This window comes from Rhodoferax sp. BAB1 (assembly GCF_013334205.1).
Taxonomy (GTDB): domain Bacteria; phylum Pseudomonadota; class Gammaproteobacteria; order Burkholderiales; family Burkholderiaceae_C; genus Hylemonella.
The window spans coordinates 3,457,064-3,474,512 of the sequence record NZ_CP054424.1; the positions used below are offsets into that span (position 1 = coordinate 3,457,064).

A 17,449-nucleotide genomic window follows, 5' to 3' on the forward strand; every position below is an offset into this window, starting at 1 on the left:
AGAACGGAGTCTTGTCCAATGGCCGTGAACCCGGAGATGAGTAGCCAGGACCACGCCGCCCGCGCCCGCAGTTTGCTGGCCGGAGCCACCGAGGTGTTTGATGCCGCCGCCGTGCAAACCGCGATGGACCGTGTGGCCGCGCAGATCAACGCCCGTTTTGATACCGACGGTGCCCCCGCCTTCCCGCTGGTGCTGGGGGTGATGGGTGGGGCGGTGGTCTTTGCCGGCCAGATCCTGACGCGCTTCACCTTCCCCCTGGAGTTTGATTACATCCACGTCACCCGCTATGGCGCCAAGGACCAGGGCGGTCGGGTCGAGTGGAAAGTGGAGCCGCGTGCCGAGGTGCGCGGACGGACCGTGATCGTCCTGGACGACATCCTGGACGAGGGAGAGACCCTGGCCCATGTGAAAGAACGCCTGCTGGACATGGGCGCGGCCGAGGTGCTGCTGGCGGTGTTTGCCGACAAGGACATCGGCAAGGCCAAACCCGCGCGGCCGGATTATGTGGGTCTCGTGCTGCCCAACAAATTCGTGGTCGGTGTAGGTATGGACGCTTACGGCTACTGGCGTAACCTGCCCGGTATCTGGGCGCTCGACATCTGAGTTGATGCGCCTAGCAGGGCGCAGCGCTTCAAGTCCCGTAGCCCATGGTCCGGGGCAGCCAGAGCACGATTTCGGGGAACAGGGTGATCGCTACCAGCAGCCCCAGCAGCATCACCAGGAAAAGCCAGCCTTCGCGCATCATCTCGCCGATGGGAATACCGGTCAGGGCCTTGGTGACGAAGAGCAGCATGCCGAAAGGCGGATGGATCAGGCCGATCATCATATTGAGCACCACCAGCACGCCGAAGTGCACCAGGTCCACACCCAGCATCCTGGCCGCGGGCAGCAGCATGGGCACGAAGACCAGCAGTAGCACCGAGACGTCCAGGAAACAGCCCAGGACCAGGAACAGCGCGTTCACCATGAACAGGAACTGCAGGCGGCTCAGCTGCAGGCTCTCGACCCAGGCCGCCATCGCCTGGGGCACCCCTTCGGCCGTGAACGCATAGTTCAGCATGAAGGAGCCGGCCAGGATGATGGTGATCACCGCGCTGGAGCGCGTGGACTCCAGCACCACGCCCCAGAAGGAACGCCAGCTCAGCGCGCGGAACACCACGGCCGCCAGGACCAGCGCATGCAGGGCCGCGACGGCCGCGGCCTCGGTGGGCGTGAAGGCACCGGAGTAGATGCCGCTCAGCAGCACGATGGGCATGGACAGCGGCAACGCCCCGCGAAACAGGATGCCCGGCCATTCCTTGAGCGGCACCGGGGCCTCGCGCGGCATCTGGCGTTTGTGGGCGATGTAGTGCACCACCCCCATCATGAGCAGCGTCATGCACACCCCCGGCACCACGCCACCGAGAAACAACGCGCCGACCGAGGCGCCCGACACCAGCGCGTAGATCACCATGGGAATGGAGGGCGGGATGATGGGCCCCAGGGTGGCGCTGGCCACGACCACGGCGCCGGCGAAGCCGCGGCTGTATCCGGGCTTTTTCAGCATCTGCTTGATCGTGACCAGGCCCGGCCCGGCGGCGTCGGCTATGGCGCTGCCGCTCATGCCCGAGAAGATCACGCTGACCAGGATGTCTACCTGGGCCAGGCCGCCACGCATACGACCGACCAGGATGCGGCAGAAGTCGAAGATGCGTTCGCTGACCGTGCCCGCGTTCATGATGTTGGCGGCGAAGACGAACAGAGGCACCGCCAGCAGCACGTAGCTGTTGTATAGGCCGTTGCTGACCTGCTCGGCCACCAGGCCCAGGTCCTGGCCCTTGACCAGCAGGTAGGCCACCCCGGCCATCAGCATGGAAAAACCGATGGGCATGCGCAAGAGCATGCCGGCCAGCACCACGCCCACCAGGGCCCACAGGGCCAGGCTCATGAGGAGTGCTCCAGGTCTTCCAACTCCTGGCCCCGCCAGGTCAACCAGAGGCCATGGAGGCTGCGCCACACCAGGGCCAGCAGCAAAAACACGAAGGGCAGGAAGACCCACTCAAAGGACAGGCCGAGCACGGGTGTGCCTTCGCGCCCCATGAAATGCACATAGTCCCAGCTGGCCGGGATGGCCACCGCCGCCAGGCCGCCGATCAGCAGATGGCCGGCGAAACGCATGATGCGGCGCACGGGCCGGCTGGCGCTGTTCCACAGCAGGTCGAACACCACGTGCTCGCGCTCGGGCACCATGAAAGCCGAAGCCCAGAGGATGACCCACAGGTAGAGCACCACCGCCAGCTCGTCGGTCCAGGGCAGGGGGCGGTCAAAGCCGAAGCGGGCCGTGATCTGCACCAGGAAGACCCCGAACAGGCACAGGAACATCAGTCCGCCCAGGGTCTGGGCAGCCTTGCGCAGCAGGCCCATGGATCAGCGCGTGGCGTTGATGCGTTCGAGCAGGCCGGCCGGCCAGACCTTGGCGTAGTCCGAGCGGGCGTAGCTGTCCTGGACCGACTTGCGGAAGGCCTCGACATCGGGTGTGCTCACTTGCAGGCCCTGTTGCCGGAAGAAGTCGACCAGCTGTCCTTCTTCCTTGATCCGGTTTTCGTTGTTGAACTTCGAGGCAGCCTGTGCCGCGGCCATCACGTTCTGTTTCTGCGCCGGCGTCAGAGCGTTCCAACTCTTGTTGGAGATGGTGATGAAGAGGCTGTCGACCAGATGCTGGGTCAGCACCAGCTGTTTGGTCACCTCGTAGAACTTGGCGGCCCGCGCCGTGGGCAGCGGGTTGTCCTGGCCGTCGATGGTGCCGGTCTTCAGGCCCAGATAGACCTCGCCGAAGGCCAGCGGCGTGGCGGTGGCGCCGAGCGCTTCGCCCAGGAACAGCCATTCCTTGGTGCCGGGCATGCGCAGTTTCACACCCTTGAGGTCGGCCGGCGTGCGCACCGTGCGCACTTCGCGCAGGTTGAGCTGGCGTGTGCCCAGATAGACCGTGGACAGCACGGTCAGGTCCATCTTGTCGGACACGGTCTTGAACAGCTCGGTGCCGATCGGGCCGTTGAAGACCTTCTGCTGATGCTGCGGGTCCCGCACCACATAACCGGCGGTGAAGATCGAGAAGGCGGGCACCAGCTTGGCGATGTCGAAAGCCGAGATCGAGGCCAGCTCCAGGTTGCCGCGCGCCATGGCGGCCGGCTCGGTACCCTGCTTGAACAGCGCGGCGTTGAGGTTGATCTGCACATCGAACTGGTTCGGGGCGGATTTCTCCAGCGAGTCCTTGAACACGGTCCACATTTTTGCGTGCCAGTCGTCGGGCACGGCGGGGGAGGAGATGCGCAGGGGAATCTTGGCCTGGGCCAGGGCCGGCTGGGCCAGGCCGCAAAGAGCCGTGGCGCAGGCGAGCAGCAGGCCGCGGCGCAGGGGGGAGGCTGTAGTCACGGGGGTCTCCTGATAGTTTTGAGAGTGTAAGCAGGCCGGGGATGAATATACTGGCAGCGGCCCAGCATTTCGACAAGGATGCGCATGAATACCCGTGCTCCACTAACCGTGCTCGATACCGCCCAGGCGCTGGAGGAGATCAGCCGCGCCTGGGACGGGGATATCCTGCGCCAGCTCAGCGATTACATCGCCATCCCGGCCAAGTCGCCCATGTTCGACCCCTTATGGGCCCAGCACGGTTATATCGATACCGTGGTGCGCCATGCGGCCACCTGGGTCGAGGCACAGAAGGTCGAGGGCCTGAAGCTGGAGGTGATCCGCCTGGAAGGCCGCACGCCCGTGATCTTCTTCGAACTGCCGGCCAGTCGCGGTGAGGGCGAGGCCCCGGTGTCAGCCCAGACCGTGCTCATGTACGGCCACCTGGACAAGCAGCCCGAGTTCAGCGGCTGGCGCCATGACCTGGGCCCCTGGACGCCCAAATACGAAGACGGCAGGCTCTACGGCCGCGGCGGGGCCGACGACGGCTACGCCGTCTACGCCAGCATCGCGGCCATCGCCGCGCTGAAAAGCCAGAAACTCGCGCATCCGCGCATCGTCGGCCTGATCGAGACCTGCGAGGAAAGCGGCTCCTACGATCTGCTGCCTTATGTCGATGCCCTGCGCACGCGCCTGGGCGATGTGGGCCTGGTGGTCTGCCTGGACTCCGGCGCCGGCAATTACGACCAGCTCTGGCTCACCACCAGCCTGCGCGGCATGGCCAGCGGTGTGCTCAAGGTGGAGATCCTGACCGAAGGCGTGCATTCGGGCGACGCCAGCGGCGTCGTGCCTTCGAGCTTTCGCATCCTGCGCCAGGTGCTGGACAGGCTGGAAGACAGCAAGACTGGTCGCCTGTTGCCGCAGAGTTTTCATTGCGAGGTACCCGCCGAGCGCCTGGCGCAGGCACGCGCCACGGCCGCTATCCTGGGCGAGGAACTGTACAAACGCTTTCCCTGGGTGCATTACGACTGCGAGGGCGACAGCCGCGTGGCCTTGCCCATGACAACGGACCCGCTGCAGGCCCTGCTCAACCGCACCTGGGTGCCGACGCTGAGTGTCACCGGCGCCGAAGGCCTGCCGGACCTGCAGAACGCCGGCAATGTGCTGCGCCCCCACACCGCTTTCAAGCTCTCGCTGCGCCTGCCGCCCCTGGTGGAGGCCGCCACGGCGGTGCAGGAACTCAAGACCCTGCTGGAAGACAACGCGCCTTACCAGGCGCGCGTGACCTTCGAGGGCCTGAGTTCGGCCACCGGCTGGAACGCGCCAGCGACGGCGTCCTGGGTCGCGCAGGCGCTGGACGAGGCCTCGCGCAACTTCTACGGCGCACCTTGCGGCTACATCGGCCAGGGCGGCACCATCCCGCTCATGAACATGCTGTCGCGCGGTTTCCCGAAAGCCCAGATGATGGTCTGCGGTGTGCTCGGCCCCAAGAGCAATGCCCACGGCCCCAACGAGTTCCTGCACGTGCCCTATGCCCGCAAGCTGACCGCAGCCGTGGCGCAGGTCATCGCCCGGATGGCCTGAGAGGCTGCGAGCAAATTGCCCATGGCCGCTCATCCCCCTCAAACCCCCCCACTCGGCGTTGCAAATGCGCGCCGTAGCCCGAGCTACGGCTGTGCTTTGCGCCTGGATTGGGAGTGTTTGCGTGGCCTGCTCGACCACGGTCAATTCACTCTCAGCCTCTGAGGACGAGCGCATGCCGGAATCCACCCTGACCACTTTTGTCGCCGCCGACGGCGACAACCTCGCCATCCAGGACTGGCCGCTCGATCCCAGCACCCCGCTGCGCGGTGTGGTGCTGCTGGTGCACGGCCTGGGCGAACACGCCGGGCGTTACGACGAGCTGGCGCAGCGCCTCAACAGCTGGGGTTTTGCCGTGCGTGGTTATGACCAGTACGGCCACGGCGAGTCCGGTGGCGCGCGCGGGGGCCTGCCTTCGGACAACCGCCTGGTGGAGGACCTGGCCGACGTGCTGGGCAGCACGCGCAAGCGCATGGACGCCGGTTTGCCGCTGATCCTGCTGGGACACAGCATGGGGGGCCTGGTCGCGGCGCGACTGGTGGCCCTGGGCCTGGCGCCGGTGGATGGCCTGGTACTGTCCTCACCCGCCTTCGACCCAGGACTCAACGCCATCCAGCAATTGCTGCTGGCGGTGCTGCCGGCCATCGCCCCCAATTTGCGCGTCGGCAACGGTCTCGATCCGAAATGGATCTCGCATGACCCGCAGGTGGTACAGGCTTACCGGCAGGACAAGCTGGTTCATGACCGGATTTCCGGGCGGCTGGCACGTTTCATTGCCGATGGGGGCGCCGCGGTGCTGGCTGCGGCGCCGTTATGGCAGGTGCCCACGCTGCTGCTGTATGCGGGCAGCGACCGGCTGGTCAGCCCGCGCGGCAGCGCGGCCTTTGCGCAGGCGGCGCCGGCCCGGGCCGTGACGACCCACTGCTTCAAGGACCTCTACCACGAGATCTTCAACGAACTGGAGCGCGAACCGGTCTACGCCCGCTTGCAGCAGTGGCTGGACCAGTGGTTCTGAGGCGGCTCAGGCCCCCGTGGCCGCCTGGCGGCGCAAGGCCAGCCACATCAGCGCGAAGCCGGTCAGCGCCACCGGCACCAGTGAGCCGACGTTGAGCAGCCACCAGCCCTGTGTGGTGACCAGCGCGCCGGAGGCAAACGAGGTCAGGGCCATGACGGCAAACACGGCGAAATTGATGGCGGCCTGGGCGCGGTCCTTCTCTTCCGGCCGGTAGGCCTGCAGCGCCAGTGTGGTGCTGCCGGTGAACAGGAAGTTCCAGCCCACACCGAGCAGGAACAGGGCGATGAGGAACTGGTGCAGGTCCACGCCCGTGAGGGCGATCGCGATGCACAGGAAGTTGAGCAGCACGCCGACGCCCATGATGGTCAGCGTGCCGAAGCGCTTGATCAGGTGGCCGGTGAAGAAACCGGGCGCAAACATGCCGATCACGTGCCATTGCAGCACCAGCGCCGCATCGTCGAAGGGATAACCGCAGACCTGCATGGCCAGCGGCGTGGCGGCCATCAGCAGGTTCATGACGCCATAACCGAGCGCAGCGCCCACGGCGGCCACGAAAAACAGGGGCTGGCGCGCGATCTCCCAGATCGGCCGGCCGCCCGAAGCGCCCGGCGCCGCCTTGGGCACGGCCGGGAAGCGCACGAAGGCCATCAGCGCCATGCCGAGCACGGCGACCACCGCCAGCGCCAGGTAAGCGCCGGCAAAAGGCGTGGCCAGCACATTCTTGGTGTACTTGGCCAGGTTCGGGCCGATGATGGCGCCGATCAGGCCGCCGGCCAGCACCAGCGAGACGGCTTTTTCGCGGTAGCTGGGCGCTGCCAGTTCGGCAGCGGCAAAACGGTAGAGCTGGCCGTTGGCGCTGTAGTAGCCGGCCACCACGGTGGCCGCCACCAGCAGCCAGAAATTGTTGCTCCAGGCCGCATAGGCGCACAGCAGGGCCGACAGCAGCGCCACCCCCAGGCCGATCTGGAACGAGGTCTGACGACCGTAGCGCACCTGCGAGCGCGCTACCATCCCGGTGCTCAAGGCGCCGCCGACCACGTAGCCCATGACCGGCAGCGTGGCCATCCAGCCCAGCGGGGCCAGACTCAGGCCCACCAGGCCGTTGATGGCGATGAATACGACGTTGTTGGTGAGGAAGAGGCCCTGGCAGATCGCCAGCAGCAGCAGGGGACGGTTCATGGGCCCAGTGTAAGGCTTGCGAGGGCGGCCAGCGGGGCCGTTTCGGCACGCAGCGTGCGCGCGCCCAGGCTGACGGGCACAAAACCCTGGGCACGCGCCGCCTGCTCTTCGGCGGGGCTCAAGCCGCCCTCCGGGCCGGAGAGGAAGACCACGGGCTGCGACGACAAGCGTGCCATCTGCAGCGACAGCGGAATGCTGTCGGGCTGCAGCGACAGCAGCAGGCGCTGCACCGGCAGGCCGGAGGCGAGCCAGGCAGCGACCGATGACACGGCATGCACGGTGGGCACGCGGTTGCGGCCACTCTGCTCGCAGGCCGCGATGGCCACGCCCTGCCAGTGGCTGCGTTTCTTCTCGGCGCGCTCGCCGCTCAGGCGCAGCACGCTGCGTTCGGCCTGCAGCGGCTGCAGGCTGGCCGCGCCAAGCTCGGTGGCCTTCTCGACCAGCCAGTCCATGCGCTCATTGGCCGGCATGCCCAGGGCCAGGTGCACTTCGCGCGGGGCTTCGCGTTCGATGGCGGTGTGCGCGGCAACTTCCACCAGCACCTCGCTGCGGCCCATGCGGGTGATGCGGGCTTCGCATTCGCCCCCTACGCCGTTGAACAGGGTGATCGCGTCGCCAGGCTGCAGGCGCAGCACCTGCACGTGGCGCGCGGCCCCGTCGGGCAGTTCCAGCGTGGCGCCGACGGGCAGCGGCGTGGGACAGTGAAAACGTGGCATTCAGACGCGGCCGTAAGCGTAGCCGCTGACCTCGTGGATGCCCTCGACCTCGTCGACCAGACGCAGCAGGGGCTTGAGCTCGATGTAGCGCGAGCAGGTGGCGCGGATGTAGGCGATGAAACGCGGTGCATCGGCCAGGTACTGCGGCTTGCCGTCGCGCAGGGTCAGACGGGCGAAGATGCCGGCCACCTTGAGATGGCGCTGCAGGCCCATCCACTCGACCCCGCGGTAAAACTCGCCGAAGTCGTCGCCCACCGGCAGGCCGGCGGCCCGCGCCTGTTGCCAGTAGCGGATGGTGACGTCGAGCACGAAGTCCTCTTCCCAGCTGAGGAAGGCGTCGCGCATGAGGCTGGCGATGTCGTAGGTGATGGGGCCGTAGACGGCATCCTGGAAGTCCAGCACCCCGAGTCGCGGCTCTGCCGCATCGCCCGGGATCATCAGGTTGCGCGGCATGAAGTCGCGGTGCACGTAGACGCTGGGCCAGGCCAGATTGCGCTCGATGATCAGGCTGAACATCCGGTCCAGCGTCTCGCGCAGCTTGCCCTCGACCGCCACGCCGCGGTGGCGGCCCAGGTACCACTCGGGGAAGAGCTCGAGTTCGCGCCGCAGCAGGGCCGTGTCGTAGGGAGGCAGCACGTCCGGGCGTGAGGCCTTTTGCCACTGGACCAAAGCATCGACGGCCTTCAGGTACAGCGGCAGGTTGGCGCCGGCGTTTTGCGGGTCGATGAGCTGCATCATGGTCTGGCTGCCCAGGTCGGACAGCAGCATGAAACCCTGGGTCTCGTCCCAGGCCAGGATCTGCGGGACGTGGAGCCCGGCCTGCGCCATCAGGCCGGCCAGTTGCACGAAGGGCCGGCAGTTTTCCTTGTCTGGCGGGGCGTCCATGATGATGCGGCTGCCCTGCTCGCTGTCGATGCGCAGGTAGCGCCGGAAGCTGGCGTCCGCCGAGGCCGGGCGCAGGCTGGCGGGGTGGAGGCCCTGGGCATCGGCCAGGCTGAGCAGCCAGCGGTCAAAAGCGGCCGCACGCTGTGGATGGGACCAGGACACGGCAGGCGCGGAGCCTCCCGCGGTGGCGTGGGTGGCGGAGTGGGAAGTGGACAGGCTCATGGATAATCCATTCTACAAACCCTGCTACCCCTGAGCCCCTGCGTTTTGTCCATTCCTTTGCGTCCCGTGCTGAAACCACTGGCACTGCTGGCCTGTGTGCTGTGGCAGGGCGGTGGGGCGCATGCCCAGCAGGCATCGGCCCTGCCGGAGCCCTTGCAGCTGCGCATGAGCCCACAGTTGCAGGAACGCATCCTGCCGGAGCAGCGCAACGCGTCCCCCACGTTCGTGACGGGCCAGCAACTCGCGGCCCAGACCGATAGCGAACTGGTCCTGGAAGGCCAGGTTGAGCTGCGGCGCGCCGACCTGGTGATCCGGGCCGACCGCCTGGAGTATGACCAGGCCCGTGATCTGGCGCGTGCGCGTGGCCACGTGCGCATCAACCAGGCGGGCAATGTGTTCGAAGGTTCGGCCCTGGATCTCAAGATCGACGCTTTCGAAGGTTTCGTCGACCAGGCGAATTACCAACTGCGCTCCAACGAGGCGCATGGTGAGGCGGATCGTATCGATTTTCTCGACGACAAGCGTTCCGTGGTGCGCAACGCCACTTTCACGACCTGTCAGCGCCTCCCCGGGGCGGACTGGATGCCGGATTGGTTGCTACGGGCGGCCACCATGCGCTTTGACAGCGAGGAAGAGACGGCCGAGGCCGAGGATGTCACGCTCACCTTCAAGGAAGTCCGCCTGCTGGGCCTGTCCTCCCTGACCTTCCCGCTGACGGAAAACCGCAGGTCCGGTTTTCTGCCGCCGACCCTGGGCGCCGACAATATCAGCGGCACGGAAGTGACCGTCCCCTACTACTGGAACATCGCGCCCAATCGCGACGCCACCTTCTACCCCACGGTGATGAGCAAGCGGGGTGTGAATTACGGCGGGGAGTTCCGCTATCTCGAAGAGGCTTACCAGGGGCGCCTACGGGTCGACTACCTGCCCGATGACCAACTGCGTAAGCTGGACCGCTGGGGCCAGTCCTACCAGCACCTCGGCACCCTCGGCAGCGGGCCAGCCGGCCAGCTGGGCCTGAACCTGAACCTGAACCGCGTCAGTGATGACAATTTCTGGCGCGACTTTCCGCGTGGAACGACGTCACTGACGCAGCGCCTGCTGGCCAACGACATGTCCTTGAACTGGCGTCGTGACGCCTATTCGGCGACCTTGCGTACCCTCCAGTGGCAGACGCTGCAGGACCCGCTGGCGCCGATCGTTCCCCCCTATGACCGCATGCCCCAGCTGGTGGCGCGCTACCAGCAGCCCGATGCCGGTGGCTTCGATGTGGGGCTGGAGGCCGACTACACCGACTTCCAGGCCGATCGCCAGCTCACGGGCCAGCCCAATGCCCAGCGCAGCGTCCTGCGCGGGCAGCTCAGTTATCCCATGCTGGGCGCGGCGGGTTTCATCGTGCCCAAGGTGTCCATGCACTCGGTCAATTACAACTTCGATACGGCGCTGGCCACCGGCCAGCAACAGGCCGGGCGCAGCGTGCCGAGCTACAGCCTGGACAGCGGCCTGGTTTTCGAGCGGGAAACCAGTTACTTTGGCAACAGCTTCCGCCAGACCCTGGAGCCTCGCCTCTTCTACACCTACACACCCTATGTCGCGCAGAACCACCTGCCCAATTACGACTCGGGTGCGCTGGACTTCAACTTTGCCAGCATCTATGCAGAAAACGCCTTTGTCGGCAATGACCGGATTGCCGACAACGATCTGCTGACGGTGGGCCTGTCCAGTCGCCTGCTGGATCCCGATAGCGGAGCCGAGATCGTGCGCCTGGGCATCGCCCAGCGCGTGCGTTTCGAGGACCAGCGTGTGACCCTGCCCGGAGGCACGGTCTCGCCCAAGGGCATCAGCGACATCCTGCTCGGGGCGGGTCTGACGATCGATCCGCGCTGGTACGTCGATACGACGGTGCAGTACAACCAGGAAACCGGCGAGTCTGAGCGCGCCACGGTCAGCACGCGCTACAACCCCAGCAACTACCGGGTCGTCAACCTGGCCTACCGTTACCAGCGCAACCTCAGCGAACTGGTGGATGTGGGCTGGCAATGGCCGCTGAATGATCTCTGGGGCGATCGCGGGCAGGACCTGGGCCGCGGCCGCGGCGAGGGCACGGGGCGCTGGTACAGCGTGGGGCGGCTGAACTACAGCCTGCAGGACCGCAAGCTGGTCGATTCCGTACTCGGACTCGAGTACGATGGGGGCTGCTGGTTGGGCCGTATCGTCCTCGAACGGCTGCAGACGGGCCTGGTGACGAGCACCCAGCGCATCATGTTCCAGCTGGAGTTCGTGGGCCTCTCGCGTTTGGGCATCGATCCCCTCCAGACCTTGCGAAGAAACATACCGCGCTACCAGATCCTGCGTGAGCAGGTGGACCCCCCCAGCCGGTTCAGCAATTACGATTGACCCCATGAAGCGTTACCAATTCCCTGCCCTGATCCTGGCGGCCATCACTTGCCTGCCGGCCGGGTCCCAGGGCCTGCGCCCCCCGGGTACCCCGGCAACGGGGCCATCCGCCGCGCCCCCGGCGGTCGCGGTGCTGGCGTCGGGCGTGCGTTCCGCCGACTTCATCGTCGCTGTGGTCAATGCCGAGCCCATCACCAATCTGCAGGTCAGCGCCGAGGTCGAGCGCGTGCGCCGCCAGCTGGCTGCCCAGCGCCAGCCGGTGCCGGATGCGAGGGAGCTGGCGCGCCGGGTGCTGGATCAGCTGATCAGCGAGCGTACCCAGCTGCAACTGGCGCGTGAACAGGGCCTCAAGATCGACGAGCCTTCGATAGACCAGGCCGAGCAGTCCGTCGCCAGCCAGAACCAGCTGACGGTTGCGCAGCTGCGCCAGCAACTGGAGCGCGAAGGCATGGACCGGGAGCGTTTCCGCGAGCAATTGCGCGACCAGCTGCTGCTGACCCGTCTGCGCGAACGCGAAGTGGAGGCCCGTGTGCGCGTCAGCGATGCGGAGGTGGACCAGTACCTCGCCGAGCAGCAGGAGCGCAGCGCCGATCCCGCCACCCTGATCCTCAACATGGCCCACATCCTGGTGGCCGTGCCCGAAGGGGCCAACGAACAGCAGCAGGCCGAACTGCAGGCCAAGGCGCAGCGCGTTTTGCAGCGCGCGCGCGCCGGTGAAGATTTTGCGGTGTTGGCGCGTGAATTTTCCGATGCGGCCGACCGCGCCAACGGCGGCCAGCTGGGCCTGCGCACAGCTGACCGCTATCCGCCCCTGTTCCTGGAGGCTACCCGCACGCTGGCCCCGGGTGATGTCACCGGGCCCGTGCGCTCAGGGGCCGGTTTCCATGTCATCCAGCTGATCGAGCGGCGCCAGCCCGGGCTGCCGCCGACGACCGTGACGCAAAGCCGTGCACGCCACATCCTGCTGGTGCCCAGCACCCAGCTCGATGAGGCCCAGGCGCGCGACAAGCTCAACGATTTCCGCCGCCGCATCGTGGCGGGCGAAACCGACTTCGCCACACTGGCGCGCCAGCACTCGCAGGACGCCAGTGCAGCCCAGGGCGGCGATCTGGGCTGGGCCAACCCCGGCATGTTCGTGCCCGAGTTCGAGCGGGTCATGAACCAGCTGGCGCCCGGCCAGATCGGCCAGCCCCTGATCTCGCGTTTTGGTGTGCACCTGATCCAGTTGATGGAGCGACGCAATGCCAGTCTGAGTGCGCGCGAGCAGCGAGAACTGGTGCGCAACATGCTGCGCGACAAGAAATACGACGAGGTCTACAACAACTGGGCACGTGATGTGCGCGCACGCGCCTATGTGGAGTTGCGCGAAGCGCCACAATAAAATGTTGGCCCCCACGCTTGTCACTCTGTGTACTGCGCTGCCCCCCAAGGGGGCCCTCGCGCCTTGGGGCGGCCCGGCGGCACTCAAGGCCTCATCACGATGAGACACATTCCGCGCAAGCGTTTCGGCCAGCATTTCCTGACCGACGCCGGCATCATCGACGGCATTGTGCGCGCGATCGATCCGCGGCCGGGTCAGGCCATGGTCGAGATCGGCCCCGGGCTGGCAGCGCTGACACAGCCCTTGGTCGAGCGCCTGGGGCGCCTCATGGTCATCGAGCTGGACCGGGATCTGGCCACGCGCCTGCGTGCCCATGCGCAACTGGTGGTGATCGAGTCCGATGTGCTCAAGGTCGATTTCACGCAGCTGGCCCTGGCGCAGAACGTGCAGAAGCTGCGGGTGGTGGGCAACCTGCCCTACAACATCTCCACGCCCATCCTGTTCCATCTGCTTGAGCATGTGGCGGTGGTCGAGGACCAGCACTTCATGCTGCAGAAGGAAGTCATCGACCGCATGGTGGCCGAGCCCGCAACGTCTGACTACGGCCGCCTGAGTGTCATGCTGCAGTGGCGCTACGCCATGGAAAACGTGCTGTTTGTCCCGCCCGAGAGCTTCGACCCGCCGCCGCGCGTGGACAGCGCCGTGGTGCGTATGGTGCCGCATGCCCAGCCGGCCGTGCTGGATCAGAAGCGGCTGGAGCAACTGGTGCAGGTGGCTTTCAGCCAGCGCCGCAAGATCCTGCGCCACACGCTGGGGCGCTGGCTGGAAGAAAAAGGCATCACGGCCGCCTTCGATCTGCAGCGACGCGCCGAAGAGGTACCGGTGGCGGAATACGTGGCCTTGGCCCAAGCCCCGGCTCTATGAAGTGAAAAAGCCACCGGCGAGCGGTGGCTTTTGTTCGTGGGCACTCGCGGAACTGGCTTTGCCAGGCCGCTGGGCGCGGCCCCCTCTTCAGAGGGGGACGGCGCGAAGCGACGGGGTGCTTCGGCTGACTATTGGCTACGCGGCAGCGAGCCAATAACCAGCATTAAACGGGCTGCTCATGCGCAGCGCCAGCGGTGATACGTCGAGCAATTTGTCGGTCGGCATCTTCTCGCCGCCGTCCTCGCCCAGTTCTATTCCGGTCGGAGCAGTTTCGCCGGGGGCGCCTTCCGCTTTAGCCTCATTCGCCCGTTCTGCTTGGCTGGTTTGTGCAGAACGGGCTACAGAAAAGAATAGAAGCACCGGAATGGTACCTTGCGGTCATTCCAGTAATCGGCGGCATCGCGGAAGATGTCGAGCAGCTGCTCGCGTGCTTCCTTGTCGAACTTGGCGTTGGCCGGGATGTGCTCGAGCACGGCAATGAAGCCAGGCTGCGGGCCCGACTTGTGCAGCGGATCCGTCAAGCAGTCATACAGGGCGTCAAAGTTCTTGCCCACATTGGCCGGCAGCATGAACTGCTGGGCAATCAGGTCCAGCACATCCTGCCGTGACTGGGCCTCGGCCAGGTTGGCATACAGGAAGTGGTGACCCAGACCCTGGGCGGCCTCCTGCAGGTCCGATACCCGGAAGGCCCGGATCGACTGAACGATATTGGTTCTTACAGTACGAAGTGGTGTATCCATCCCCGCGTCTCTTTCTTGGCTAAAACACTGATCCGATTCAGGGCACGATCCGGCGAAAGCTCGCGTAGTGATCGGCCGTGTAATAACAGGCATCCGGCGTCGTCGGCGGGCCACCGCAGACAATCCTGCGCGTGCCCCGGGTGCGCGCCCCAGGGGTGGGGACGGTGTATTCGCGGTAGTAGCCGCGCTTGTGGGCCGGGAGCAAACGCTCGCGGTTGCCAAACACCGTGCCATCCTTCTCATACGGAAACGGCCCGCCCTGGAGAATCCGGCGATAGGTTTCCGCACCCTGGCGTGGCAGTTCCGCCACCGACACCGTCATGGCGGCGTCCCCTGATGCCGGGCCTCGGGCCCCGACCCCAGTGGACACACAAGCTAGCGCCAGCAAAAAGCCAGTAAGTACCAACTTGATGCCTGAGCTGCGTCCCATGAGTCAAACTTGTTATTACTCTCCGGGTAAACCCGGAAGATTCAAGCCCGAGAGTGTCGCCGATCTGGTCCAAAAAAGCAAGGGCTTGCCTAATTCTTAGGCAAGCCCTTGCTTGGTGACAGGATAGGCCGTGAGTGCGTACTGCCCTTGTTTTGCCAGGCCTAGCGGATATTGGCATCCGCCACGGTAAGGGCGGTCATGTTGACGATGCGGCGCACCGTGGTGCTGGCGGTCAGGATGTTGACCGGCTTGGCCTCGCCCAGCAGCACCGGGCCGATGGCGATGTTGCCGCCGGCGGCCGTCTTCAGCAGGTTGTAGGCGATGTTGGCAGCGTCGAGGTTGGGCATGACCAGCAGGTTGGCCGAGCCGCTCAGGCTGCTGTTGGGCATCAGCACGGCGCGGGCGGCAGCGTCCAGGGCCACATCGCCATGCATCTCGCCGTCCACTTCCAGCCAGGGGGCCTGCACGCGCAGCAGATCCAGGGTCTGGCGCATCTTGATGGCGCTGGGCTGGTTGCTGCTGCCGAAATTCGAATGGCTCAGCAATGCCGCCTTGGGGTGCAGGCCGAAACGCATCATTTCCTCGGCGGCCATGATGGTGATCTCGGCCAGCTGTTCGGCCGTCGGGTCGTAATTGACGTGGGTGTCCACCACAAAGATCTGGCGGTCCGGCAGGATCAGGCCGTTCATGCAGGCATAGGTGTTCACACCCGGGCGTTTGCCGATAACCTGGTCGATGTACTGCAGGTGCATCGAATTGGTGCCCCAGGTGCCGCAGATCAGACCGTCCACATAACCCTTGTGCAGCATCATGGCGCCGATCAGTGTCAGGCGCCGGCGCATCTCGATCTTGGCGATCGGCGCCGTCACGCCCTTGCGCTCGGTCATGCGGTGGTAGGTCTGCCAGAAATCGCGATAACGCTCGTCGTGCTCGACGTTGACCACGTCGTAGTCCTGGCCCTCCTTCAGGCGCAGACCGAACTTCTCGACCCGCTGGGCGATGATGGCCGGGCGTCCGATCAGGGTCGGGCGGGCCAGGCCCTCGTCGACCACGATCTGGGCGGCGCGCAGGATGCGTTCCTCTTCACCCTCGGCGTAGGCCACGCGCTTCTTGGTCGCCTTCTTGGCGGCCATGAAGATGGGCTTCATGGTGGTGCCCGAGGCGTAGACGAAGGCCTGCAGGCGCTCGCGGTAGGCCTCCATGTCGGTGATGGGGTTGCGCGCCACGCCGCTGTCCATGGCCGCCTGGGCCACGGCCGGCGCGATCATGATCATCAGGCGCGGGTCGAAGGGCTTGGGGATCAGGTAGTCCGGGCCGAAGGACAGCTGCTCGCCAGCGTAGGCCGCGGCCACCACCTCGCTCTGCTCGGCCTGGGCCAGTTCGGCCATGGCGCGCACGGCGGCGACTTCCATCTCGTCGGTGATGGTCGAGGCTCGCGCATCCAGCGCACCACGGAAGATGTAGGGGAAGCACAGGACGTTGTTGATCTGGTTCGGGTAGTCCGTGCGACCCGTGGCCATGATGACGTCGTCGCGCGCGGCCTTGGCTTCTGCGGGATCGATTTCCGGATTCGGGTTGGCCAGGGCGAAGATGATGGGCCGGGCCGCCATCTTCTTGACCATGTCGGCCTTGAGCACGCCGCCGGCGGACAGGCCCAGGAAGATGTCCGCGCCGGCGATGACGTCGGCCAGCTTGCGCGCGTCGGTTTTCTGCGCAAATTGGCGCTTGTCGTCGTCCATCAGCTCGGTGCGGCCTTCGTAGACCACACCGGCCAGGTCGGTCACCCAGATGTTCTTGCGCGGCATGCCCATCTTGAGCAGCAGGCCCAGGCAGGCCAGCGCGGCGGCGCCGGCGCCCGAGGTGACGAGCTTGACCTCCTTGATGTCCTTGCCGGCGACCTTCATGCCGTTGAGCAGGCCGGCTGCCACCGTGATGGCGGTGCCATGCTGGTCGTCGTGGAAGACCGGGATCTTCATGCGTTCGCGCAGCTTGCGTTCGACGTAGAAACAGTCCGGGGCCTTGATGTCTTCCAGGTTGATGCCGCCGAAGGTGGGCTCCAGCGCAGCGATGATGTCGACCAGCTTGTCCAGGTCCGTCTTCTCGTCGATCTCGATGTCGAAGACGTCGATGCCGGCGAATTTTTTGAACAGCACGCCCTTGCCTTCCATCACCGGCTTGGAGGCCAGCGGGCCGATGTCACCCAGGCCCAGCACGGCCGTGCCGTTGGTGATCACGCCGACCAGGTTGCCGCGGCTGGTGTACTTGTAGGCCGCGGCCGGATCCTTGACGATTTCCTCGCACGGCGCAGCGACACCGGGGGTGTAGGCCAATGCCAGATCGTGCTGGTTGATCAGCTGCTTGGTGGGCGCGATGGCGATCTTGCCGGGGGTGGGAAACTCGTGGTACTCGAGGGCGGCGCGACGCAGTTGTTCGCGTTTGTCGTTGGACGACGGTGTGCTGGACATCAATCAACTCCTGCTGCAGGCCTGATTTGTGATGGGGCCGGACAGCGCGGTCATTCGCACGGCCCGTCCCAACGGTCTGCTTCTGTGGGGAAACGGATTGTAGACCTCGAAAGCCACGGTTTTGCCCAAGGCCACAGGGGAAAGAGGCCTCGGTTTTTACTTATACGCAAAACTGGCGCGACCGCTC

General features: G+C 65.8%; 16 protein-coding genes. 6 read left to right on the forward strand and 10 right to left on the reverse strand.

The features are described 5' to 3' along the window. Positions 1-36 precede the first annotated feature (36 nt). On the forward strand, positions 37-603 hold the full coding sequence (locus HTY51_RS16765) for a hypoxanthine-guanine phosphoribosyltransferase (RefSeq protein WP_174253798.1): 567 nt from the start codon (positions 37-39) through the stop codon (positions 601-603). Between the two features lie 28 nt (positions 604-631). On the opposite strand, the gene HTY51_RS16770 is transcribed toward HTY51_RS16765, so the two are convergent. Genes HTY51_RS16770 through HTY51_RS16780 form a run of 3 tightly spaced genes read right to left on the reverse strand, consistent with a single transcriptional unit; the run spans position 632 to position 3,411 of the window. Next, on the reverse strand, positions 632-1,927 hold the full coding sequence (locus HTY51_RS16770) for a TRAP transporter large permease (protein WP_174253799.1): 1,296 nt from the start codon (positions 1,925-1,927) through the stop codon (positions 632-634). Continuing rightward, positions 1,924-2,403, reverse strand: coding sequence for a TRAP transporter small permease (locus HTY51_RS16775; RefSeq protein WP_174253800.1), 480 nt, complete (start codon positions 2,401-2,403; stop codon positions 1,924-1,926). The genes HTY51_RS16770 and HTY51_RS16775 overlap by 4 nt, the downstream gene beginning before the upstream one ends. Before the next feature lie 3 nt (positions 2,404-2,406). After that, a complete protein-coding gene (locus HTY51_RS16780) occupies positions 2,407-3,411 on the reverse strand; it encodes a sialic acid TRAP transporter substrate-binding protein SiaP (RefSeq protein ID WP_174253801.1) in 1,005 nt (334 codons plus the stop codon). Between the two features lie 84 nt (positions 3,412-3,495). On the opposite strand from HTY51_RS16780, the gene HTY51_RS16785 reads away from it, so the two are divergent. After that, on the forward strand, positions 3,496-4,971 hold the full coding sequence (locus HTY51_RS16785; RefSeq protein ID WP_174253802.1) for a M20 family metallopeptidase: 1,476 nt from the start codon (positions 3,496-3,498) through the stop codon (positions 4,969-4,971). 172 nt (positions 4,972-5,143) lie between these two features. Next, entirely contained in the window at positions 5,144-5,983 is an 840-nt protein-coding gene (locus HTY51_RS16790; protein ID WP_174253803.1) for an alpha/beta hydrolase, read from the forward strand. Between the two features lie 6 nt (positions 5,984-5,989). On the opposite strand, the gene HTY51_RS16795 is transcribed toward HTY51_RS16790, so the two are convergent. From HTY51_RS16795 to HTY51_RS16805, 3 genes are read right to left on the reverse strand one after another with little or no spacing between them, the layout of a single operon-like run. Next, positions 5,990-7,162: an MFS transporter gene (locus HTY51_RS16795; RefSeq protein ID WP_174253804.1), complete on the reverse strand. Its 1,173-nt coding sequence runs from the start codon at positions 7,160-7,162 to the stop codon at positions 5,990-5,992. After that, positions 7,159-7,878, reverse strand: a complete 720-nt coding sequence (locus tag HTY51_RS16800) for a 16S rRNA (uracil(1498)-N(3))-methyltransferase (RefSeq protein ID WP_174253805.1) — start codon at positions 7,876-7,878, stop codon at positions 7,159-7,161. The genes HTY51_RS16795 and HTY51_RS16800 overlap by 4 nt, the downstream gene beginning before the upstream one ends. After that, positions 7,879-8,985 carry an aminoglycoside phosphotransferase family protein gene (locus HTY51_RS16805; RefSeq protein WP_174253806.1) on the reverse strand — a complete coding sequence of 369 codons (1,107 nt, stop codon included), beginning with the start codon at positions 8,983-8,985 and terminating at the stop codon, positions 7,879-7,881. Positions 8,986-9,051: 66 nt separating this feature from the next. On the opposite strand from HTY51_RS16805, the gene HTY51_RS16810 reads away from it, so the two are divergent. From HTY51_RS16810 to rsmA, 3 genes are all read left to right on the forward strand, one after another. Further along, positions 9,052-11,382, forward strand: coding sequence for an LPS-assembly protein LptD (locus tag HTY51_RS16810; RefSeq protein WP_254606916.1), 2,331 nt, complete (start codon positions 9,052-9,054; stop codon positions 11,380-11,382). Between the two features lie 4 nt (positions 11,383-11,386). Further along, on the forward strand, positions 11,387-12,763 hold the full coding sequence (locus HTY51_RS16815) for a peptidylprolyl isomerase (RefSeq protein WP_174253807.1): 1,377 nt from the start codon (positions 11,387-11,389) through the stop codon (positions 12,761-12,763). Between the two features lie 99 nt (positions 12,764-12,862). Beyond that, positions 12,863-13,627 carry a 16S rRNA (adenine(1518)-N(6)/adenine(1519)-N(6))-dimethyltransferase RsmA gene (gene rsmA / locus HTY51_RS16820; protein WP_174253808.1) on the forward strand — a complete coding sequence of 255 codons (765 nt, stop codon included), beginning with the start codon at positions 12,863-12,865 and terminating at the stop codon, positions 13,625-13,627. Positions 13,628-13,762: 135 nt separating this feature from the next. On the opposite strand, the gene HTY51_RS16825 is transcribed toward rsmA, so the two are convergent. From HTY51_RS16825 to HTY51_RS16840, 4 genes are all read right to left on the reverse strand, one after another. Beyond that, positions 13,763-13,987: a hypothetical protein gene (locus tag HTY51_RS16825; protein WP_174250813.1), complete on the reverse strand. Its 225-nt coding sequence runs from the start codon at positions 13,985-13,987 to the stop codon at positions 13,763-13,765. Next, entirely contained in the window at positions 13,966-14,367 is a 402-nt protein-coding gene (locus HTY51_RS16830; protein ID WP_174253809.1) for a barstar family protein, read from the reverse strand. The genes HTY51_RS16825 and HTY51_RS16830 overlap by 22 nt, the downstream gene beginning before the upstream one ends. Positions 14,368-14,404: 37 nt before the next feature. Further along, positions 14,405-14,797 carry a ribonuclease domain-containing protein gene (locus HTY51_RS16835; RefSeq protein WP_174253810.1) on the reverse strand — a complete coding sequence of 131 codons (393 nt, stop codon included), beginning with the start codon at positions 14,795-14,797 and terminating at the stop codon, positions 14,405-14,407. Between the two features lie 161 nt (positions 14,798-14,958). Continuing rightward, positions 14,959-17,262, reverse strand: coding sequence for an NADP-dependent malic enzyme (locus tag HTY51_RS16840; RefSeq protein WP_174253811.1), 2,304 nt, complete (start codon positions 17,260-17,262; stop codon positions 14,959-14,961). Positions 17,263-17,449: the final 187 nt, after the last annotated feature.